This is a genomic window from Halomonas ramblicola (assembly GCF_030409215.1).
In the GTDB taxonomy this organism is placed as follows: Bacteria; Pseudomonadota; Gammaproteobacteria; order Pseudomonadales; family Halomonadaceae; genus Halomonas; species Halomonas ramblicola.
In genome coordinates, this window is sequence record NZ_JAUFPL010000017.1 from 1 (window position 1) to 13400 (window position 13400).

Here is a 13400-nt window from a genome sequence, read left to right on the forward strand (position 1 = left end):
TACAACAATTTCGCCCGTAACTTGCTAAATCACTGAATTCTCGGACCACAGGTGCCGAAATCAGGCCAAAATCGAGCTGGAAGTGTCGAACTCGGGGGCGCCGGCAACCCCGCCGGGCGCCTGTCGGCGCCAGTCGCGCAGGGAACCTGCCCTCCTACGACGAGACTGCCGTCGTTGATGACACCACCGAGCGCCGGGCGGCGCCGAAATGTAGGAGGGCACGGTCCGACGTTTCGGCTCGTTGGGCGATGGAGGCCGCAGGCCTCCCGGCGGTATCCACCGGCGCAGGCAACCCCGCCGGGCGCCTGACGGCGCCAATCGTCGAGTCGCCGAACCGGCAACAAGCTGCCCTCCTGCCTAATACCGCTTGGCAGTCAGGCAGCCTCGTGGGGCGGCTTGATCAGGCTCTCAGCGGGTATACCGAACATGTCGTGGAGTCGCCAGATCATGGGCAGTGTCAGGCGACGCTTGCCGTTGAGGATCTCGTAGACGCGGTTACGCTTGCCGATCGCCGGTTCCAGATCCTTGGGCGTGAGGCCCTGTTGGTCCATGCGAAACTTGATGGCCTCGATGGGGTTAGGCAGGTCCGCAGGGAAGTGCCTTGCCTCGTAGGCCTCGACCAGGGTCATGAGAATCTCGAAACGGTCGCCATCCTCGGTGCCGGGCTCCGGTTCGTTGTCGAAGTAAGACGATACCTCGCGGAGGGCGGCCTGGTAGTCGGCTTCAGTGTGGATTGGGCGAATGTCCATGGGTCACTCCAGTTCTACGGTTTCGGCATCCACCTTGTCGTATTCGGCGTGGGTGCCGATGAACTTGATATAGACGGCCCCGAACCGATAGGCGACGGCGACGATCAATCGGTAGTCGTTGCCCTTGATATTGAATACCACCCGCTTGTTACCGACTGGGCTGGCGCTACGGTACCTGGCCTTGATGTCGTGGGCGTCGCGCCAGTCGGCATGTCTGACCTCGTCGATCCAGGCCTCCAAGGGGCCCTTGGCATCGGGATGCCGCTCCCAGAAGTCGCGCAGGTTCTTGATGGCGATGATCCGCATGGGCTCAGCTTGTCCCATTTTGGGACATTCGGCAAGGCTTCAGGTTCAAGACTCAGCGGTAGCGGTAGACCCTGAGGCTGGGCAGGAAGGGCTCGTCCTCGAGTTTCTCGTCGCGGCGGCGGGCGCGGGTGCGGGCCTCGGGCGGTTGCCGGGGCGGGAGGTTGTGGTCCGGCAGGCGGCCTTCGGGGTTGGGCACGAACAGCGGCAGGGCGACGTTCATGGCGCGGCGGGTGCGGCCGTCGTCGAGCGGCGCGCGGTAGAAGAGGTTGGCGCGCATCAGCGGCGCCTGGCGTTGCACCTGGGCCAGCGGCTCGGCGCTGGGAATGCCGGCGAGTCGCTTCATCTGGATGCGCACATGGGCGGCATCGGCATCCAGCTTGAGTAGCTTCTGTTCGGCCTCGCGTACCGTCAGGCGCTTGATGGAGCGCCCGTTGGAGTACCAGGCCAGGCGCACCCGGGCCACCGGCGCCTCGGCCACGGGAATCGCCCGCCAGCACTGCTTGAGGTGCAGCCGCGCCAGGCCCTGGCCGCGCAGGTGATCGTGGAGGGCCGGGTGACGGAAGGGCAGTACCGCCTTGGCCTCGGGGATCAGTGCCGGAGCCTGCTCGCGGATGCGGGAGAGCAGGGCGGCGAAGTCGGCCTTGGCGGCGTTGGCCGCGGCGACCCTCTCGATCAGCGTCTCGCCGGCGGCCACCAGGCCCACATGGGCGCGGGTGGCGCGGCCGTCCTGGCCGTCCTGGTACCAGAAGTCGAGCAGCGCCCGGTGCAGCCACTCGGCACCGCGCTGCGCCGTCACCGGCTCGGGTTCGCCGAAGATCCAGCAGGCGCCGGGGGCATGCCGGTATTGCGCCACCACGGCCTCGCAATGCTCGATCAGCACGTCGAAGGCGGCCTCCAGCTCGGCCAGCAGGCGGTACTCGGGGCGCGCCGCTTCGTTCATGGCATCAGTCCCGCTCACCCAGCCCGCGTTCGGCGCGCAGGATCATCTCGTCGATCTCGGTCTCGTCCATGGCCGGTTCGCCGGCGATGGCGTGCGAGCCGTCGGCCCAGGCACCCAGGTCGAGCAGTCGGCAGCGCTCGCTGCAGAAGGGGCGACAGGGGTTGTCCTCGCGCCACTCGACCTTCTTGCGGCACTGCGGGCAGGCGACTTCCAGGGGGCGTTGGGGCTTTTGCTGTATCATGAGTATCGCTCTAATGTCTTTTAGCGGCTTTCAGGTAAACGTCGTTCCTTTCCCGTTTACCCACGGCGATGACCAGCACCACGAGCTCTCCGTCGCGTACTTCATATACGAGCCTGAAGCCGGCACTGCGTAGCTTGATCTTGTAGCGGTTCTGGCTGCCCGACAGCCGAGCCGAGGGTATTTCCGGCGCTTCCAGGAGCGCATGGAGCTTCTTCTTGAACTGGTCACGCACGCTGCCGTCCAGTTTCCGCCACTCCTCGAGGGCCTCGGCGCGGAAGCGCAGCTCATAGCTCATCCAGCGTAACCGTGATCTCGGGCTGAGTGCTGCGCTCATCCGCGAGGCGGTTCAGTTCAGCGTCCTCCAGTTTCTCGAGGAGCTCTTCATAGGCAGCGGCCGGAATGCAATAGAAGGCAGGCTCGTTTCGGTTGAGAACGGCAACGGGGAAACCTTCCCCAGCCGCCACCGTAGCCATGGGGTTCTTCTTGAGCTCGGAGATGCTGGCCGTGGTGTTGGCCAGGATGGTGTGAGGCATGGGCTACCTCCTCATCGAGGAATAATGGTGCCAATTCTAGACCTGTTAAAAGACTTTTAAAAGGTCACGGTTTGCTTGCCATGGCGCGATAGAGCCGGTCGAGCTCGGCGACCCGGCGGCGCATGGCGGCCTCGTCGCCGCTATTGTCCAACACCTCGTCGGCCCAGGCCAGGCGCGCCTCGCGCGGCATCTGGGCGGCGACGATGGCGCGGGCCTGGGCGGCGTCGACGTCGTCGCGGGCGGCGGTGCGCTCGATCTGCAGGGTTTCCGGCACGTCGATCACCAGGCAGCGGTCGACCATGGCGCTCTGGCCGGACTCGAACAGCAGCGGCGAGACCAGCAGCACATAGGGCGCTCCGCCGGCCTGCAGGCGCGCGAGGTGTTCGAGCAGGCGCGTGCGGATGCGCGGATGGGTCACCGACTCCAGCCAGCGTCGCTCGTCGGGATCATTGAAGACGATCTCGCGCAGCGCCCGGCGGTTCAGGCCGCCGTCGTCGTTGAGCACCCTCGTGCCGTGGCGCGCGGCGATCTCGGCCAGCGCCGGCTCGCCGGGCTCGACCACCTCGCGGGCCACGTCGTCGGCGTCCACCCAAGGCACGCCGAGTGCCGCGAAGGCCCGGGCCACGGTGGACTTCCCCGAGGCGATGCCGCCGGTCAGGCCCACGATCATGAGGCCCAGTCCTCGATACGCAGTCCGGGTACGCGGCTGAACTCACCCCGATTGTTGGTGACCAGGATCAGGCCTCGCGACCTGGCATGGCCGGCAATCATCTGGTCGTAGGGGCCGATGGGTGTCCCGTTCCTGGCCAGTTCGGCTCTCAGTTGGCCGCTATGGGCCGCCGCCTCCTGGTCATAGCCCAGCACGTCCAGGCGGGCGGCGAAGCCTTCCACCACCTCCAGGTTCCTTTCCGGCGCGGCGGATTTCTCGGCCCCGTAGATCAGCTCCATCAGCGTTACCGTGCTGATACAGAGCTGGGCGTGATGCTGCTTGAAGGCCTGCCGCACGCCGGCGGGGCGGTTCTTGATGGTGAAGATGCAGATATTGGTATCGAGCATGTACTTGAGCACTCAGAACCCCTCTCGGCCCTGATCCGCCGGCTGCTCGCGCTCCGACATGAAATCACTCGAGACGCCCTGGCCATCGAACCAGCTGTCCCAGGCTTCCCCCGCCGGCGCGATGATGCGGGTGCGGCCGATGGCCACGACATCGACCCGCTTGATATCGTCGGGCAGTGCCACGGCCTTGGGCAGGCGGATGGCCTGGCTACGGTTGCTCCTGAAGACGGATGCCTGTTCCATGCCTGCCTCCTCGATCGCGAATGTCGTTCACCTGGCAGTCTAGTGTGGAGACGGGATATGTCAATGGGATATGCCGAGTGTGACAATGCCGCCGATCAGACCCACGATCATGTCTCGCTCCTTGGTATCCTGTGCCAGTAATCCAGTTCCCAGCGCGACATGATGCGTGATTCCTGGGTCATGCGCTGCTCGGGGTGGCGGTCGACCAGCAACAGGCCTTCACAGAGGATGCTCCAGCCCAGCGGAATCGGGCAGATCGCCATATCCACCAGGCTCAGGCGCCCCTCTTCGAGGCCCAGGGCACGCTGCCATTCCATGGCCAGGAGTTCCGGACGCAGTCGCCGTTCCAGGGGGGCATCGATCCAGTCGGTGAAGGCCACGGCCAGGTCGTAGTCGCTGTCCGGATGATGGTCCCCTCGGGCCCGGGAGCCGTACAGCCACAGCGCGGCGATATCCTCGCGTTCGCCGGCCAGGGCCTTGAGTTCGTCGCGGATGGGGTCCATTGCAGTGCTTCGGTATCGTGAAAGCAGCGCCCAGCGCTCACACCAGGAACAGCCGCCCATACACCGCCATCAGCGGCTCGCCGGCGAGAAGGGCGATCCAGCCGGCCATGGCCAAGTAGGGGCCGAACGGCACGGGCGCGTCAGGCTTCAGGCCGCACTGATCGTATGGACTTCCAGCTTGACTTTCAGAGCCTTGCGCACGGCACCCAGAATGGCCGCGAGATTGTCCATTCCGGGGTTGCCGGAAGCCGAGAGCATGCGGTGCAGGCTCTTGCTGGGCCGGCCGGTGTCCTCGGCCAGTGCCTCGAACCCCACGGTGGCATTGACCAGGTCACGCAGGATCAGGCGGGCGGTGTCCGGCTCGCCGTTGAGAAACAGTGTCACGGCTTCATCCAGCATGGCTTTCGCAAATGCCGGATCCCGCTCGGCGCGGGCAGCGATCGTTGCCTTGAAATCTCGGGTCAGTGCCATGTCACTTCCCTCCTTTCTTCGCCTGGCGCTTGCGACGCTTGTACTCGTCACGGAGCGCCTTGGCGTTATCGATATCGGCCTGCTGGCGACGCTTCGTGCCCCCGCCGAACAGGATAAACAAGGTCTCACCATCCCGGGCCAGGTAGATGCGATAGCCTGGTCCCCAATCGATGCGATATTCGCCAATGCCGTCGAACCACTTGATGTTGGACGTATTGCCCATCGACATACGGTATTCGGCGGTAGCCACCTTCGCCGCGGCTTGGGGATCCAGCCCATCGAACCACTCACGGTATGGGCTGGTACCGTCATCGCGTACGAATTCGCGGAGTGCGATCTTCATGAGTCATGATGGTAACGTTTAAGTTACCTATTGGCAAGGCCGCTCACACCAGGAACAGCCGCCCATACACCGCCATCAGCGGCTCGCCGGCGAGCAGGGCGATCCAGCCGGCCATGGCCAGGTAGGGGCCGAACGGCATGGGCGCGCCGCGCAGGCGCGGCATCGCCAGCTGCACGACGATGCCGATGATGGCGCCGACCCCGGCGGAGAGGATCAGCAGCAGTGGCAGGTACTGCCAGCCCACCCAGGCGCCCAGGGCGGCGAGCAGCTTGAAGTCGCCGTAGCCCATGCCCTCCTTGCCGGTGACCAGCTTGAACAGCCAGTAGAAGCCCCACAGCACCAGGTAGCCCGCCATGGCGCCGATCACCGCGCTGGGCAGCATCAGCGGCTGGAACAGCAGCTGGTAGAGCAGGCCCGCCCACAGCAGAGGCAGGGTGAGCGCGTCCGGCAGCAGCTGGGTGCGGAAGTCGATCACCGCCATGGCCAGCAGCGCCAGGCAGGCGCCCAGCACGAACAGCGCCTGCCAGCCCGGCCCGTAGAGCGCCACCACGGCCAGGGCGATGGCCCCGCCGGCCAGCTCCACCAGCGGGTACTGGGGGCTGATGCGCGCCTGGCAGCTGGCACAGCGCCCGCGGCGCTTGAACCAGCCGACCAGCGGCAGGTTGTCGTGCCAGGCGATGGGCGCCTCGCAACTGGGGCAGATCGAAGGCGGGGTGACCAGGTTGAATCGCTGGTGGGTCTCCTCGGGCAGCTCCAGCGCCTCGCGGGCCTCGGCGCGCCAGCCCTGCATCAGCATCACCGGCAGGCGCACGATCACCACGTTGAGGAAGCTGCCCAGGCACAGGCCGATAAAGGCCGCCAGCGGCCAGAGCAGGGTAGGGGGAAGGTCGAGCAAGAAGGGCTCCTAGCAGTTCATGCCGATATGGTGGCCGTCGGGTAACTCGATATCGATGGTTAGCTTACCGCCCATCGCCTCCACGTAGCGCTTCAGGGACGAGAGCTTGATTTCCGCGCCGCGTTTTTCCAGGTTGGCGACCGAAGGCTGGGAGATACCCATCATTTCAGCGAGCTCTACCTGGGACACCTCGAGCTGTTCACGCAACCGGCTCAGGCGCCACTCGAAGACCTCTTGTTCGGCCTGGGCCCTGGCGGCCTCCACGACCTCTGGTTTCACTTGCTTGACGAGTGAGGAAAGCGGCTTTGCCATGATCATTCCTCCAGGCTGGCCAGATGATCCAGGAATTCCCTTTCGGCAACCGGGATCAGGGTTTCATAGAAGCGTTTATCGCCTGTCTTGTCGCCACCACACAGCATGACGGCCTGACGAACGGGATCAAAGGCAAACAGGATGCGATAGGGACGGCCCTTGCACTGTATTCTGAGTTCTTTCAGATTCCTTACCTTGAGAGCGCCCTTCAGCGAATCGACATCCGGTCTGCCAAGGTGTGGTCCGAGAGTCTCCAGCTTGAAGATGCCGGCAAGGATCGCTTGTTGCTCAGCATCGCCGAGCTGCATAAACCATTGGTCGAACCGCTCGACCGTGACGACACGCCACATGGGGCTCGCTCCATCAATATAGCTTACAGGCTATATCATGTAAAGGTATCGGCAACACATCCCTCTGTTGCCGCCGGGAGGCCTGCGGCCTCCAGTCGCGAAGCGGAGCTTCCCTCCTACAGCGATTGGCGCCGCCCGGCGCCCGGCGGTGTTGCCCTGGTTTGTGGCGGTTACCGCCGGGAGGCCTGCGGCCTCCAGTCGCGAAGCGGAGCTTCCCTCCTACGATACTGCTCGGCGCTCGGCGCTCGGCGCTCGGCGCTCGGCGCTCGGCGCTCGGCGCTCGGCGCTCGGCGCTAGATCACGCTGCCCAGCTCGAAGATCGGCAGGTACATCGAGATCACCAGGCCGCCGACCAGCACGCCCAGCACCACGATGATGAAGGGTTCGAGCAGCGAGGTCAGGGTGTCGACCATGTTGTCGACCTCCTCCTCGTAGTAGTCGGCCACGCGGTTGAGCATGGCGTCCAGCGAGCCGGCCTCCTCGCCGATGCCGACCATCTGCACCGCCAGGGCCGGGAACTGCTCGGTCATGCGCATGGCGAAGGCGAGCTGCTGGCCGGTGGAGACGTCCTCGCGGATCTGGTGCACGGCGCGCTCGTAGACCATGCTGCCGGTGGCGCCGGCGGCGGTGTCGAGCGCCTCCACCAGCGGCACGCCGGCGCCGAAGGTGGTGGCCAGGGTGCGCGAGTAGCGGGCCACGGCGGACTTGTCCAGGATCTGGCCGATCACCGGGATCTTCAGCGCCCAGGCGTGCATGCGGTAGCGAAAGGCCTCGGAGCGCTGCATGCCGCCGCGGATGAAGAACACCACGGCGGCGAAGCCCAGCACCCCCCACCACCAGTAGGCCTGGGCGAACTCGGAGAGCGCGATGGTCATGCGGGTCATGGCCGGCAGCTCGGCGCCGAAGCCGTGGAACAGGCTCTCGAACTGCGGCACCACCTTGATCAGCAGCAGGGCGGTGACGGCGAAGCCCACCAGGATCACCGCCGCGGGGTACCACAGCGCCTTCTTCACCTTGCCCTTGAGGGTTTCCAGCTTCTCCTTGTAGGTGGCCACCCGGTCGAGCATGCGGTCCAGGGAGCCGGACTGCTCGCCGGCCTCCACCAGGTTGCAGAACAGCTTGTCGAAATGCAGGGGGTGGCGCCGCATGGCCTCGGAGAAGCTGCTGCCGGACGAGACGTCGGTCATCAGCTCCTGCACCAGGGCGCTCATCGCCGGCTTCTTGAGGCTCTCGGCCACCACCTGGAAGGCCTGCAGGATGGGTACCCCGGCGCGGATCATGGTGGACATCTGGCGGGCGAACAGCATGATGTCGCGGGGCTTGATCGTGCCCATGCCGCCGCCCAGGCCGCCCTTGCGCTTGATGCTCTTGACGATGATGTTCTGGCCGTTGAGGACCTTCTCGACCTCGAAGCGCTTGGCGGCGACGACCTCGCCCCTGACTCGGCGCCCCTGGGGGCCGACGCCGCTCCAGTTCCAGCGATAGAGCTTGACCTTCTCTTTGGGGCGCACTCTGCGTGCCGTGGTAGTAGCCATGGTGTCGTGTCCCTTGTTCCCTGCTAAATGAGCTTGAAGCTTGAAGAGCGCCGCTTCGCGGCTGGAAGAGCCGGGCTACGCCCGGAGCTGGAAGAGCCCGGACTTCGTCCGGGAGCCGTAAGCCATAAGCTGTAAGAAAAACCTTGACCCCAAGGCTGTTGACATCATGCTGCCTTCCAGCTTCCAGCTTCCAGCTTCCAGCTTCCAGCTTCCAGCTTCCAGCTTCCAGCTTCCAGCTTCCAGCTTCCAGCTTCCAGCTTTAATCCTTCGTCACCCGGTTGACCTCCGTCAGGCTGGTGAGGCCCTGCATCACCTTGAGCAGGCCGCTGCGGCGCAGGTCCGGGTGGCCTTCCTGCCGGGCCTGGGTGTCGAAGTCCATGGCGTTGCCGTTCTTCATGATCAACTGGCTCATGGTATCGCTGATCGGCACCACCTCGTAGATGCCCACCCGGCCCTTGAAGCCCTTGGTGCAGCGGCGACAGCCCACCGGCTCGAAGATGGTGGCGCCGTCGATCTCCGCTTCGTTGAAGCCCTGCTGGGCCAGCACCTCGCGGGGGATGTCGGCGGCCTGCTTGCAGTGCGGGCACAGCCGCCGGGCCAGGCGCTGGGCGATGATCAGGCTCACCGAGCTGGCGATGTTGAAGGGCGCCACCCCCATGTTGGCCAGGCGCGTCAACGTCTCCGCCGCCGAGTTGGTGTGCACCGTGGAGAGCACCAGGTGGCCGGTCTGGGAGGCCTTGACGGCGATCTCGGCGGTCTCCAGGTCGCGGATCTCGCCGACCATCACCACGTCCGGGTCCTGGCGCAGGAAGGCGCGCAGGGCGCTGGCGAAGTCCAGGCCGATCTTGGGCAGCACGTTCACCTGGTTGACCCCGGGCACCTTGATCTCCACCGGGTCCTCGGCGGTGCAGATGTTGCGCTCCACCTGGTTGAGGATATTGATGCCGGTATACAGGCTGACGGTCTTGCCGCTGCCGGTGGGGCCGGTGACCAGGATCATGCCCTGGGGATGGCTCAGCGTCTCCTCGTAGAGCCCCCGCTGCTCCGCGGTGAAACCCAGCTGCTCGATGCCCATCTGCGCCGAGGTGGGGTCGAGGATGCGCAGCACCAGCTTCTCGCCGTACACCGTGGGCAGGGTGTTGACGCGGAAGTCGATGGAGCGCGACTTCGACAGCCTGAGCTTGATGGCGCCGTCCTGGGGCAGGCGCCGCTCGGAGATGTCGAGCCGCGACATCACCTTGAGGCGCGCGGCGATGCGCGTGCGCATGGCGAAGGGCGGGTGGGCCACATCGTGGAGCATGCCGTCGATGCGAAAGCGCACCCGGTAGCTGGTCTCGTAGGGCTCGAAGTGGATGTCCGAGGCGCTGCGATGGATGGCGTCGAGCAGGATCTTGTTGACGAACTTGATGATCGGCGCATCGTCGCTGGCGGCGCGGGCCTCGGCCTGCAGGTCCACCTCGTCGCTTTCCCCCCCGCCCTCGACGCCCAGCTCGCCGATGGCATCGTCCACCCCCTTGAGCTCGTCGAGCATGCTCTTCTCGCTGCGCGCCAGGTAGCCCTCCAGCACCGGGGCCAGCTGATCCACCGGGGCCAGGATGCCCTCGGGGGTCAACCCGGTGGCGAACTGCAGCTCGTCGAGCTGGGCCAGGGTCGAGGGGTAGGGCACCGCCACCGTCAGGCGGTGGCCGTGCTGGACCAGCGGCAGCACCTTCAGCTTGCGCAGGATCTTCTCGGGGAAATGCTCCGCCCGGGGCAGGGTGTCCGGACGTACCGCGTCCAGGTCGATGAGCGGCAGGCCGTACTCCCAGGCGGCGGTGAGGGTGGCCTGGCGGGCCGACACCTGCCCCGTCTCGATCACATGCTCGAGCAGCGAGACCTCCTCCTCGCGGGCCTCCTGCTCGGCGCGCACCGCCGCGGCGTAGGAGAGTCGCTCGTCGGTGACCAGGCGCTTGGCCAGGCCGCGCAGGCCCGCCTCGGCGTCCGGGCGGGTGCCTTCCAGGGCCGAGTGGGAGGGGGGAGGAGTACGGTAGTCGTTCATAGGCTCTCGCGATGCAGGCTGGCCGATGTGAGTCCGCCGTCCCTGGCGACTCCGCTAGCATCCCCATTCTAGCCCCGGCCACCCGCCGTCGCCCAGCGTTCGAGAACGCCCTTTCAACCTTTGCGTACCAGGGCATTGATGCCCGGGGTCACAAATTTCTCGTCTCGGGCTATTCTTGTCCTTGCAAGGTTGCGATTCGTAACTTAATGTAAGCGGTAGGCGACGGTGCGTAAGCCTTCGCCAACGACAGAACGGCGACCCGACGACTCGGGTCACCACCATCAGCCGCCAGGGTACCAGAAGAAGGCCATGCCAGACGGGCCCGGGCGGGACGAGGCGACGAGAGCGAGGGGCAGAACCATGCAAACCCAAGGCGTAAAAAAGTACGTGAAGACCGGGCAGGGCGGCTTTACCCTGATCGAGCTGATGATCGTGGTGGCGATTATCGGCATTCTGGCGGCGATTGCGATACCGAGGTATCAGGATTATGTGGCTAGGTCACAGGTTAGTGAAGGTGTAACTTTAGCAGCTGGTTTGAAAACAGCTCTTGCTGAAGAACTTGTATCAACCGGTGCTTTTCCAGCCGATGGAACACATAACATAGCAACTCCGGCAGGCCGATACGTTGATACTGTAACCCATGTTCAAACCGATGGCGTGATCACAGTGACTATGCTGAATGCTGCTCCTGTTGCTACTGATATTCGAGGAGCAACATTTAATTTTACGCCTAGGGTTAATGCTGCTAATGATATTACTGGTTGGGATTGCGGGGGTGGGACTATTGATGTTAGATATCTGCCTGGATCGTGTCAGCCATAACGGGCTACGGACAATCGGGAACAGACCCCCATTTCCCACTCTAGCCTGAACCCACCAGCGGCCGGCAGAAATGCCGGCCGCTGGCGTTTGCCGGCCTCAGTCGTCGGGCGGCGAACTGGCACCGTCGGCGTGGCGAGCCCTCGGCGGCCCTCATGCCTGATGAAACAGAAACAAAGGAAAAGCACATCCACTTCCTTGTAGCTCGGTGATGCTTGTTGCAGGCGGAAGGCAGGCTATCCTTGGCACGGGAGCATTCCCGGAGTTCAGAGTTGCATGAGGCAGGCCCCGGAGGGCCAATGAAGACAGGGACCCGGATCGCGTTATTGATCGATTGCGACAATGTCAGCAGATGCCTCGATGATCATCGATGCCATGGACCTGCTTTACGGCAATGAGGTCGACGCCTTCGCCCTGATGACCAGTGACAGCGACTTCACGCCGCTGGTGATGCGTATCCTCGAGAGCGGGATGCCGGTCTATGGGTTCGGCGAGCGCAAGACGCCGCTGCCTTTCGTGAATGCCTGTTCGCAGTTCATCTATACGGAGAGCCTGCAGCAGCAGGGCGAGGAGAAGGGCGAGGGCGCGGAGCCGGTCAAGAAGCGTTCCCGCAACGAGTTGAGAGGCGATACGGCGCTCGTCAGGCTGCTCAGAACGGCCGTGGAGAAGACCTCCGATGACGATGGCTGGGCGTCGCTGGCCAGGGTGGGCCACTACATCTCCAACAACAGCTCCTTCTCCCCGATCAACTACGGCTACAAGAAACTCGGCGAGTTGATCCAGGCCAGTGAGTTGTTCGAGTTCCGGCACGACGGCAAGGTGGTGTATATCAAGGATGCGCGGGGGCGATGACTCCAGCGGCCGGCAGTTCGCGTTTTGGGCCCTCTTGCGATACAATGATCGCACGTATTGCAAGAGGTGAGCGTCATGCCTATCAGCCTACGCCTGGATCCCGACATCGAGGCTCGCCTGGCGTATCTGGCCCAGGCGACAGGCCGCTCGAAAACGTTCTACCTGCGCAAGCTGATCGAGGAGCATCTCGATGAGCTCGAGGATGCCTATCTCGCCGAACATGCACTGGAGCAGCTTCGCCAGGGCCGGGATCGCGTCATGACCCCCGAGGAGTTCTGGCGTGACCTGGAAGGTTGAATATCTGGCTTCTGTGGCAAAGAGCTTCAGGAAGATCGATCCCCAGCAGCGCCGGCGTATACGTGCGTTTCTTGAGGAGCGGGTGATGGCTCTGGATCACCCGAGCCAACTGGGCAAACCCTTGAAAGGAGAGTTGACGGAGTTCTGGCGTTATCGAGTGGGGGATTACCGGGTTATCTGCCAGATTCAGGATGACAGGCTGGTGGTGTTGGTAGTCCGGGTGGCTCACCGCAAGGATGTCTATGATTAATCGGGGCCAGACCCCCATTTCCCACCTACGCCTGAAGTTCCAGCGGCCGGCAGCGATGCCGGCCGCTGGCGTTATATGGCGCCAGCCTGGGCGGTGCCCCGGCACTGGAGGTGTGGTGGACGCTGGGCGGTGCTCCTGGATCCGAGGCTGGATGTTGCATCGCACAAATCTTCCTGCTATTGTGCACTGCAGCAGAGCGGGGCTCTCCCGTTCCATGGCAATCAGAACCCCGGAGGTTCCCATCATGACCAACGCATTCTTCGCATTCGACGCCAAGCAGTTCGACACCGCCCAGTTCGAGTCCCTGTTCTTCGGCCCGGCGCGCGCCTTCGCCGCCCTGTCCGTCGACGTCACCGAAAAGCTGGTCACTACCCAGCTCGAGGCCACCAGGGCCTGTGCCGACATCAACCTGGCGCAGCTGCGCCGCCTGGTGGAGGTCAAGGATGCCGAGGGCCTGAAGGGCTACCTGGAAGGCCAGCCGGAGGTCGCCAAGGAGCTGACCGAGCGCCTGAAGGGCGATGCCGAGAAGGTGGTGGCCCTGCAGCAGGAGTTCGTCCAGGAAGGCCAGAAGCTGACCGAGGGCAGCGTCAAGCAGGCCCAGGAAAGCGCCCAGCAGGCCACCGCGACCGCCACCAAGGCCGTCAAGGAAGCCGCGCCCAAGGCCAAG

Annotated in this window: 22 protein-coding genes; 5 read left to right on the top strand and 17 right to left on the bottom strand. The window is 64.5% G+C overall.

Features of this window, described 5'->3' with window-relative positions; translation table 11 throughout:
* Positions 1-374: 374 nt before the first annotated feature.
* The 17 genes from QWY80_RS04265 to pilB form a co-directional block, all read right to left on the bottom strand.
* Entirely contained in the window at positions 375-749 is a 375-nt protein-coding gene (locus QWY80_RS04265) for a helix-turn-helix domain-containing protein (RefSeq protein ID WP_290229468.1), read from the bottom strand.
* 3 nt (positions 750-752) lie between these two features.
* Positions 753-1055, bottom strand: coding sequence for a type II toxin-antitoxin system HigB family toxin (locus QWY80_RS04270; protein WP_290229469.1), 303 nt, complete (start codon positions 1053-1055; stop codon positions 753-755).
* 52 nt (positions 1056-1107) lie between these two features.
* Complete coding sequence (locus tag QWY80_RS04275) at positions 1108-1995, bottom strand: DNA replication terminus site-binding protein (RefSeq protein WP_290229470.1); 888 nt, start codon at positions 1993-1995, stop codon at positions 1108-1110.
* 4 nt (positions 1996-1999) lie between these two features.
* Complete coding sequence (locus QWY80_RS04280; RefSeq protein ID WP_290229471.1) at positions 2000-2236, bottom strand: DNA gyrase inhibitor YacG; 237 nt, start codon at positions 2234-2236, stop codon at positions 2000-2002.
* A gap of 10 nt (positions 2237-2246) precedes the next feature.
* A complete protein-coding gene (locus QWY80_RS04285) occupies positions 2247-2531 on the bottom strand; it encodes a type II toxin-antitoxin system RelE family toxin (RefSeq protein ID WP_290229472.1) in 285 nt (94 codons plus the stop codon).
* On the bottom strand, positions 2521-2769 hold the full coding sequence (locus QWY80_RS04290; protein ID WP_290229473.1) for a type II toxin-antitoxin system Phd/YefM family antitoxin: 249 nt from the start codon (positions 2767-2769) through the stop codon (positions 2521-2523). The genes QWY80_RS04285 and QWY80_RS04290 overlap by 11 nt, the downstream gene beginning before the upstream one ends.
* A gap of 64 nt (positions 2770-2833) precedes the next feature.
* Entirely contained in the window at positions 2834-3439 is a 606-nt protein-coding gene (gene coaE, locus QWY80_RS04295) for a dephospho-CoA kinase (RefSeq protein ID WP_290229474.1), read from the bottom strand.
* A complete protein-coding gene (vapC, locus tag QWY80_RS04300; RefSeq protein ID WP_290229475.1) occupies positions 3436-3837 on the bottom strand; it encodes a type II toxin-antitoxin system tRNA(fMet)-specific endonuclease VapC in 402 nt (133 codons plus the stop codon). The genes coaE and vapC overlap by 4 nt, the downstream gene beginning before the upstream one ends.
* Complete coding sequence (vapB, locus tag QWY80_RS04305) at positions 3838-4068, bottom strand: type II toxin-antitoxin system VapB family antitoxin (RefSeq protein ID WP_290229476.1); 231 nt, start codon at positions 4066-4068, stop codon at positions 3838-3840.
* A 107-nt stretch (positions 4069-4175) separates the two neighbouring features.
* Positions 4176-4571, bottom strand: coding sequence for a type VII toxin-antitoxin system MntA family adenylyltransferase antitoxin (mntA, locus tag QWY80_RS04310; protein ID WP_290229477.1), 396 nt, complete (start codon positions 4569-4571; stop codon positions 4176-4178).
* A gap of 147 nt (positions 4572-4718) precedes the next feature.
* Complete coding sequence (locus QWY80_RS04315) at positions 4719-5042, bottom strand: helix-turn-helix domain-containing transcriptional regulator (RefSeq protein ID WP_290229478.1); 324 nt, start codon at positions 5040-5042, stop codon at positions 4719-4721.
* A gap of 1 nt (position 5043) precedes the next feature.
* A complete protein-coding gene (locus QWY80_RS04320; protein WP_290229479.1) occupies positions 5044-5385 on the bottom strand; it encodes a type II toxin-antitoxin system RelE/ParE family toxin in 342 nt (113 codons plus the stop codon).
* Positions 5386-5428: 43 nt separating this feature from the next.
* The gene (locus tag QWY80_RS04325) at positions 5429-6280 is read right to left on the bottom strand and encodes a prepilin peptidase (RefSeq protein WP_290229480.1); all 852 of its coding nucleotides are present in this window, start codon (positions 6278-6280) and stop codon (positions 5429-5431) included.
* A gap of 9 nt (positions 6281-6289) precedes the next feature.
* On the bottom strand, positions 6290-6592 hold the full coding sequence (locus tag QWY80_RS04330) for a helix-turn-helix domain-containing protein (RefSeq protein ID WP_290229481.1): 303 nt from the start codon (positions 6590-6592) through the stop codon (positions 6290-6292).
* Positions 6593-6594: 2 nt separating this feature from the next.
* A complete protein-coding gene (locus tag QWY80_RS04335; RefSeq protein ID WP_290229482.1) occupies positions 6595-6942 on the bottom strand; it encodes a type II toxin-antitoxin system RelE/ParE family toxin in 348 nt (115 codons plus the stop codon).
* A gap of 293 nt (positions 6943-7235) precedes the next feature.
* Positions 7236-8477, bottom strand: a complete 1242-nt coding sequence (locus QWY80_RS04340; RefSeq protein ID WP_290229483.1) for a type II secretion system F family protein — start codon at positions 8475-8477, stop codon at positions 7236-7238.
* A gap of 259 nt (positions 8478-8736) precedes the next feature.
* Positions 8737-10515: a type IV-A pilus assembly ATPase PilB gene (pilB, locus tag QWY80_RS04345; RefSeq protein ID WP_290229484.1), complete on the bottom strand. Its 1779-nt coding sequence runs from the start codon at positions 10513-10515 to the stop codon at positions 8737-8739.
* Between the two features lie 360 nt (positions 10516-10875).
* Between pilB and QWY80_RS04355 the strand changes: the two genes are divergently transcribed.
* From QWY80_RS04355 to QWY80_RS04375, 5 genes are all read left to right on the top strand, one after another.
* Positions 10876-11337, top strand: coding sequence for a pilin (locus QWY80_RS04355; protein WP_353960437.1), 462 nt, complete (start codon positions 10876-10878; stop codon positions 11335-11337).
* Between the two features lie 339 nt (positions 11338-11676).
* Positions 11677-12186: an NYN domain-containing protein gene (locus QWY80_RS04360; protein ID WP_290229485.1), complete on the top strand. Its 510-nt coding sequence runs from the start codon at positions 11677-11679 to the stop codon at positions 12184-12186.
* A 75-nt stretch (positions 12187-12261) separates the two neighbouring features.
* Positions 12262-12483 carry a type II toxin-antitoxin system RelB family antitoxin gene (gene relB / locus QWY80_RS04365; RefSeq protein ID WP_290229486.1) on the top strand — a complete coding sequence of 74 codons (222 nt, stop codon included), beginning with the start codon at positions 12262-12264 and terminating at the stop codon, positions 12481-12483.
* Positions 12467-12733, top strand: coding sequence for a type II toxin-antitoxin system RelE family toxin (locus QWY80_RS04370; protein WP_290229487.1), 267 nt, complete (start codon positions 12467-12469; stop codon positions 12731-12733). Before relB ends, QWY80_RS04370 begins: the two co-directional genes overlap by 17 nt.
* Before the next feature lie 244 nt (positions 12734-12977).
* Positions 12978-13400: phasin family protein (locus QWY80_RS04375; RefSeq protein ID WP_290229488.1), on the top strand; the 423-nt coding region annotated here is incomplete at its 3' end.

Coding starts and splice junctions, on each gene's coding strand:
- QWY80_RS04355 (WP_353960437.1), top strand. CDS start 10,876: ATGCAAACCCAAGGCGTAAAAAAGTACGTGAAGACCGGGCAGGGCGGC.
- QWY80_RS04360 (WP_290229485.1), top strand. CDS start 11,677: ATGTCAGCAGATGCCTCGATGATCATCGATGCCATGGACCTGCTTTAC.
- QWY80_RS04280 (WP_290229471.1), bottom strand. CDS start 2,236: ATGATACAGCAAAAGCCCCAACGCCCCCTGGAAGTCGCCTGCCCGCAG.
- QWY80_RS04290 (WP_290229473.1), bottom strand. CDS start 2,769: ATGCCTCACACCATCCTGGCCAACACCACGGCCAGCATCTCCGAGCTC.
- pilB (WP_290229484.1), bottom strand. CDS start 10,515: ATGAACGACTACCGTACTCCTCCCCCCTCCCACTCGGCCCTGGAAGGC.
- QWY80_RS04275 (WP_290229470.1), bottom strand. CDS start 1,995: ATGAACGAAGCGGCGCGCCCCGAGTACCGCCTGCTGGCCGAGCTGGAG.
- QWY80_RS04335 (WP_290229482.1), bottom strand. CDS start 6,942: ATGTGGCGTGTCGTCACGGTCGAGCGGTTCGACCAATGGTTTATGCAG.
- QWY80_RS04340 (WP_290229483.1), bottom strand. CDS start 8,477: ATGGCTACTACCACGGCACGCAGAGTGCGCCCCAAAGAGAAGGTCAAG.
- QWY80_RS04285 (WP_290229472.1), bottom strand. CDS start 2,531: ATGAGCTATGAGCTGCGCTTCCGCGCCGAGGCCCTCGAGGAGTGGCGG.
- QWY80_RS04330 (WP_290229481.1), bottom strand. CDS start 6,592: ATGGCAAAGCCGCTTTCCTCACTCGTCAAGCAAGTGAAACCAGAGGTC.
- QWY80_RS04265 (WP_290229468.1), bottom strand. CDS start 749: ATGGACATTCGCCCAATCCACACTGAAGCCGACTACCAGGCCGCCCTC.
- coaE (WP_290229474.1), bottom strand. CDS start 3,439: ATGATCGTGGGCCTGACCGGCGGCATCGCCTCGGGGAAGTCCACCGTG.
- QWY80_RS04270 (WP_290229469.1), bottom strand. CDS start 1,055: ATGCGGATCATCGCCATCAAGAACCTGCGCGACTTCTGGGAGCGGCAT.
- QWY80_RS04315 (WP_290229478.1), bottom strand. CDS start 5,042: ATGGCACTGACCCGAGATTTCAAGGCAACGATCGCTGCCCGCGCCGAG.
- vapB (WP_290229476.1), bottom strand. CDS start 4,068: ATGGAACAGGCATCCGTCTTCAGGAGCAACCGTAGCCAGGCCATCCGC.
- mntA (WP_290229477.1), bottom strand. CDS start 4,571: ATGGACCCCATCCGCGACGAACTCAAGGCCCTGGCCGGCGAACGCGAG.
- relB (WP_290229486.1), top strand. CDS start 12,262: ATGCCTATCAGCCTACGCCTGGATCCCGACATCGAGGCTCGCCTGGCG.
- QWY80_RS04320 (WP_290229479.1), bottom strand. CDS start 5,385: ATGAAGATCGCACTCCGCGAATTCGTACGCGATGACGGTACCAGCCCA.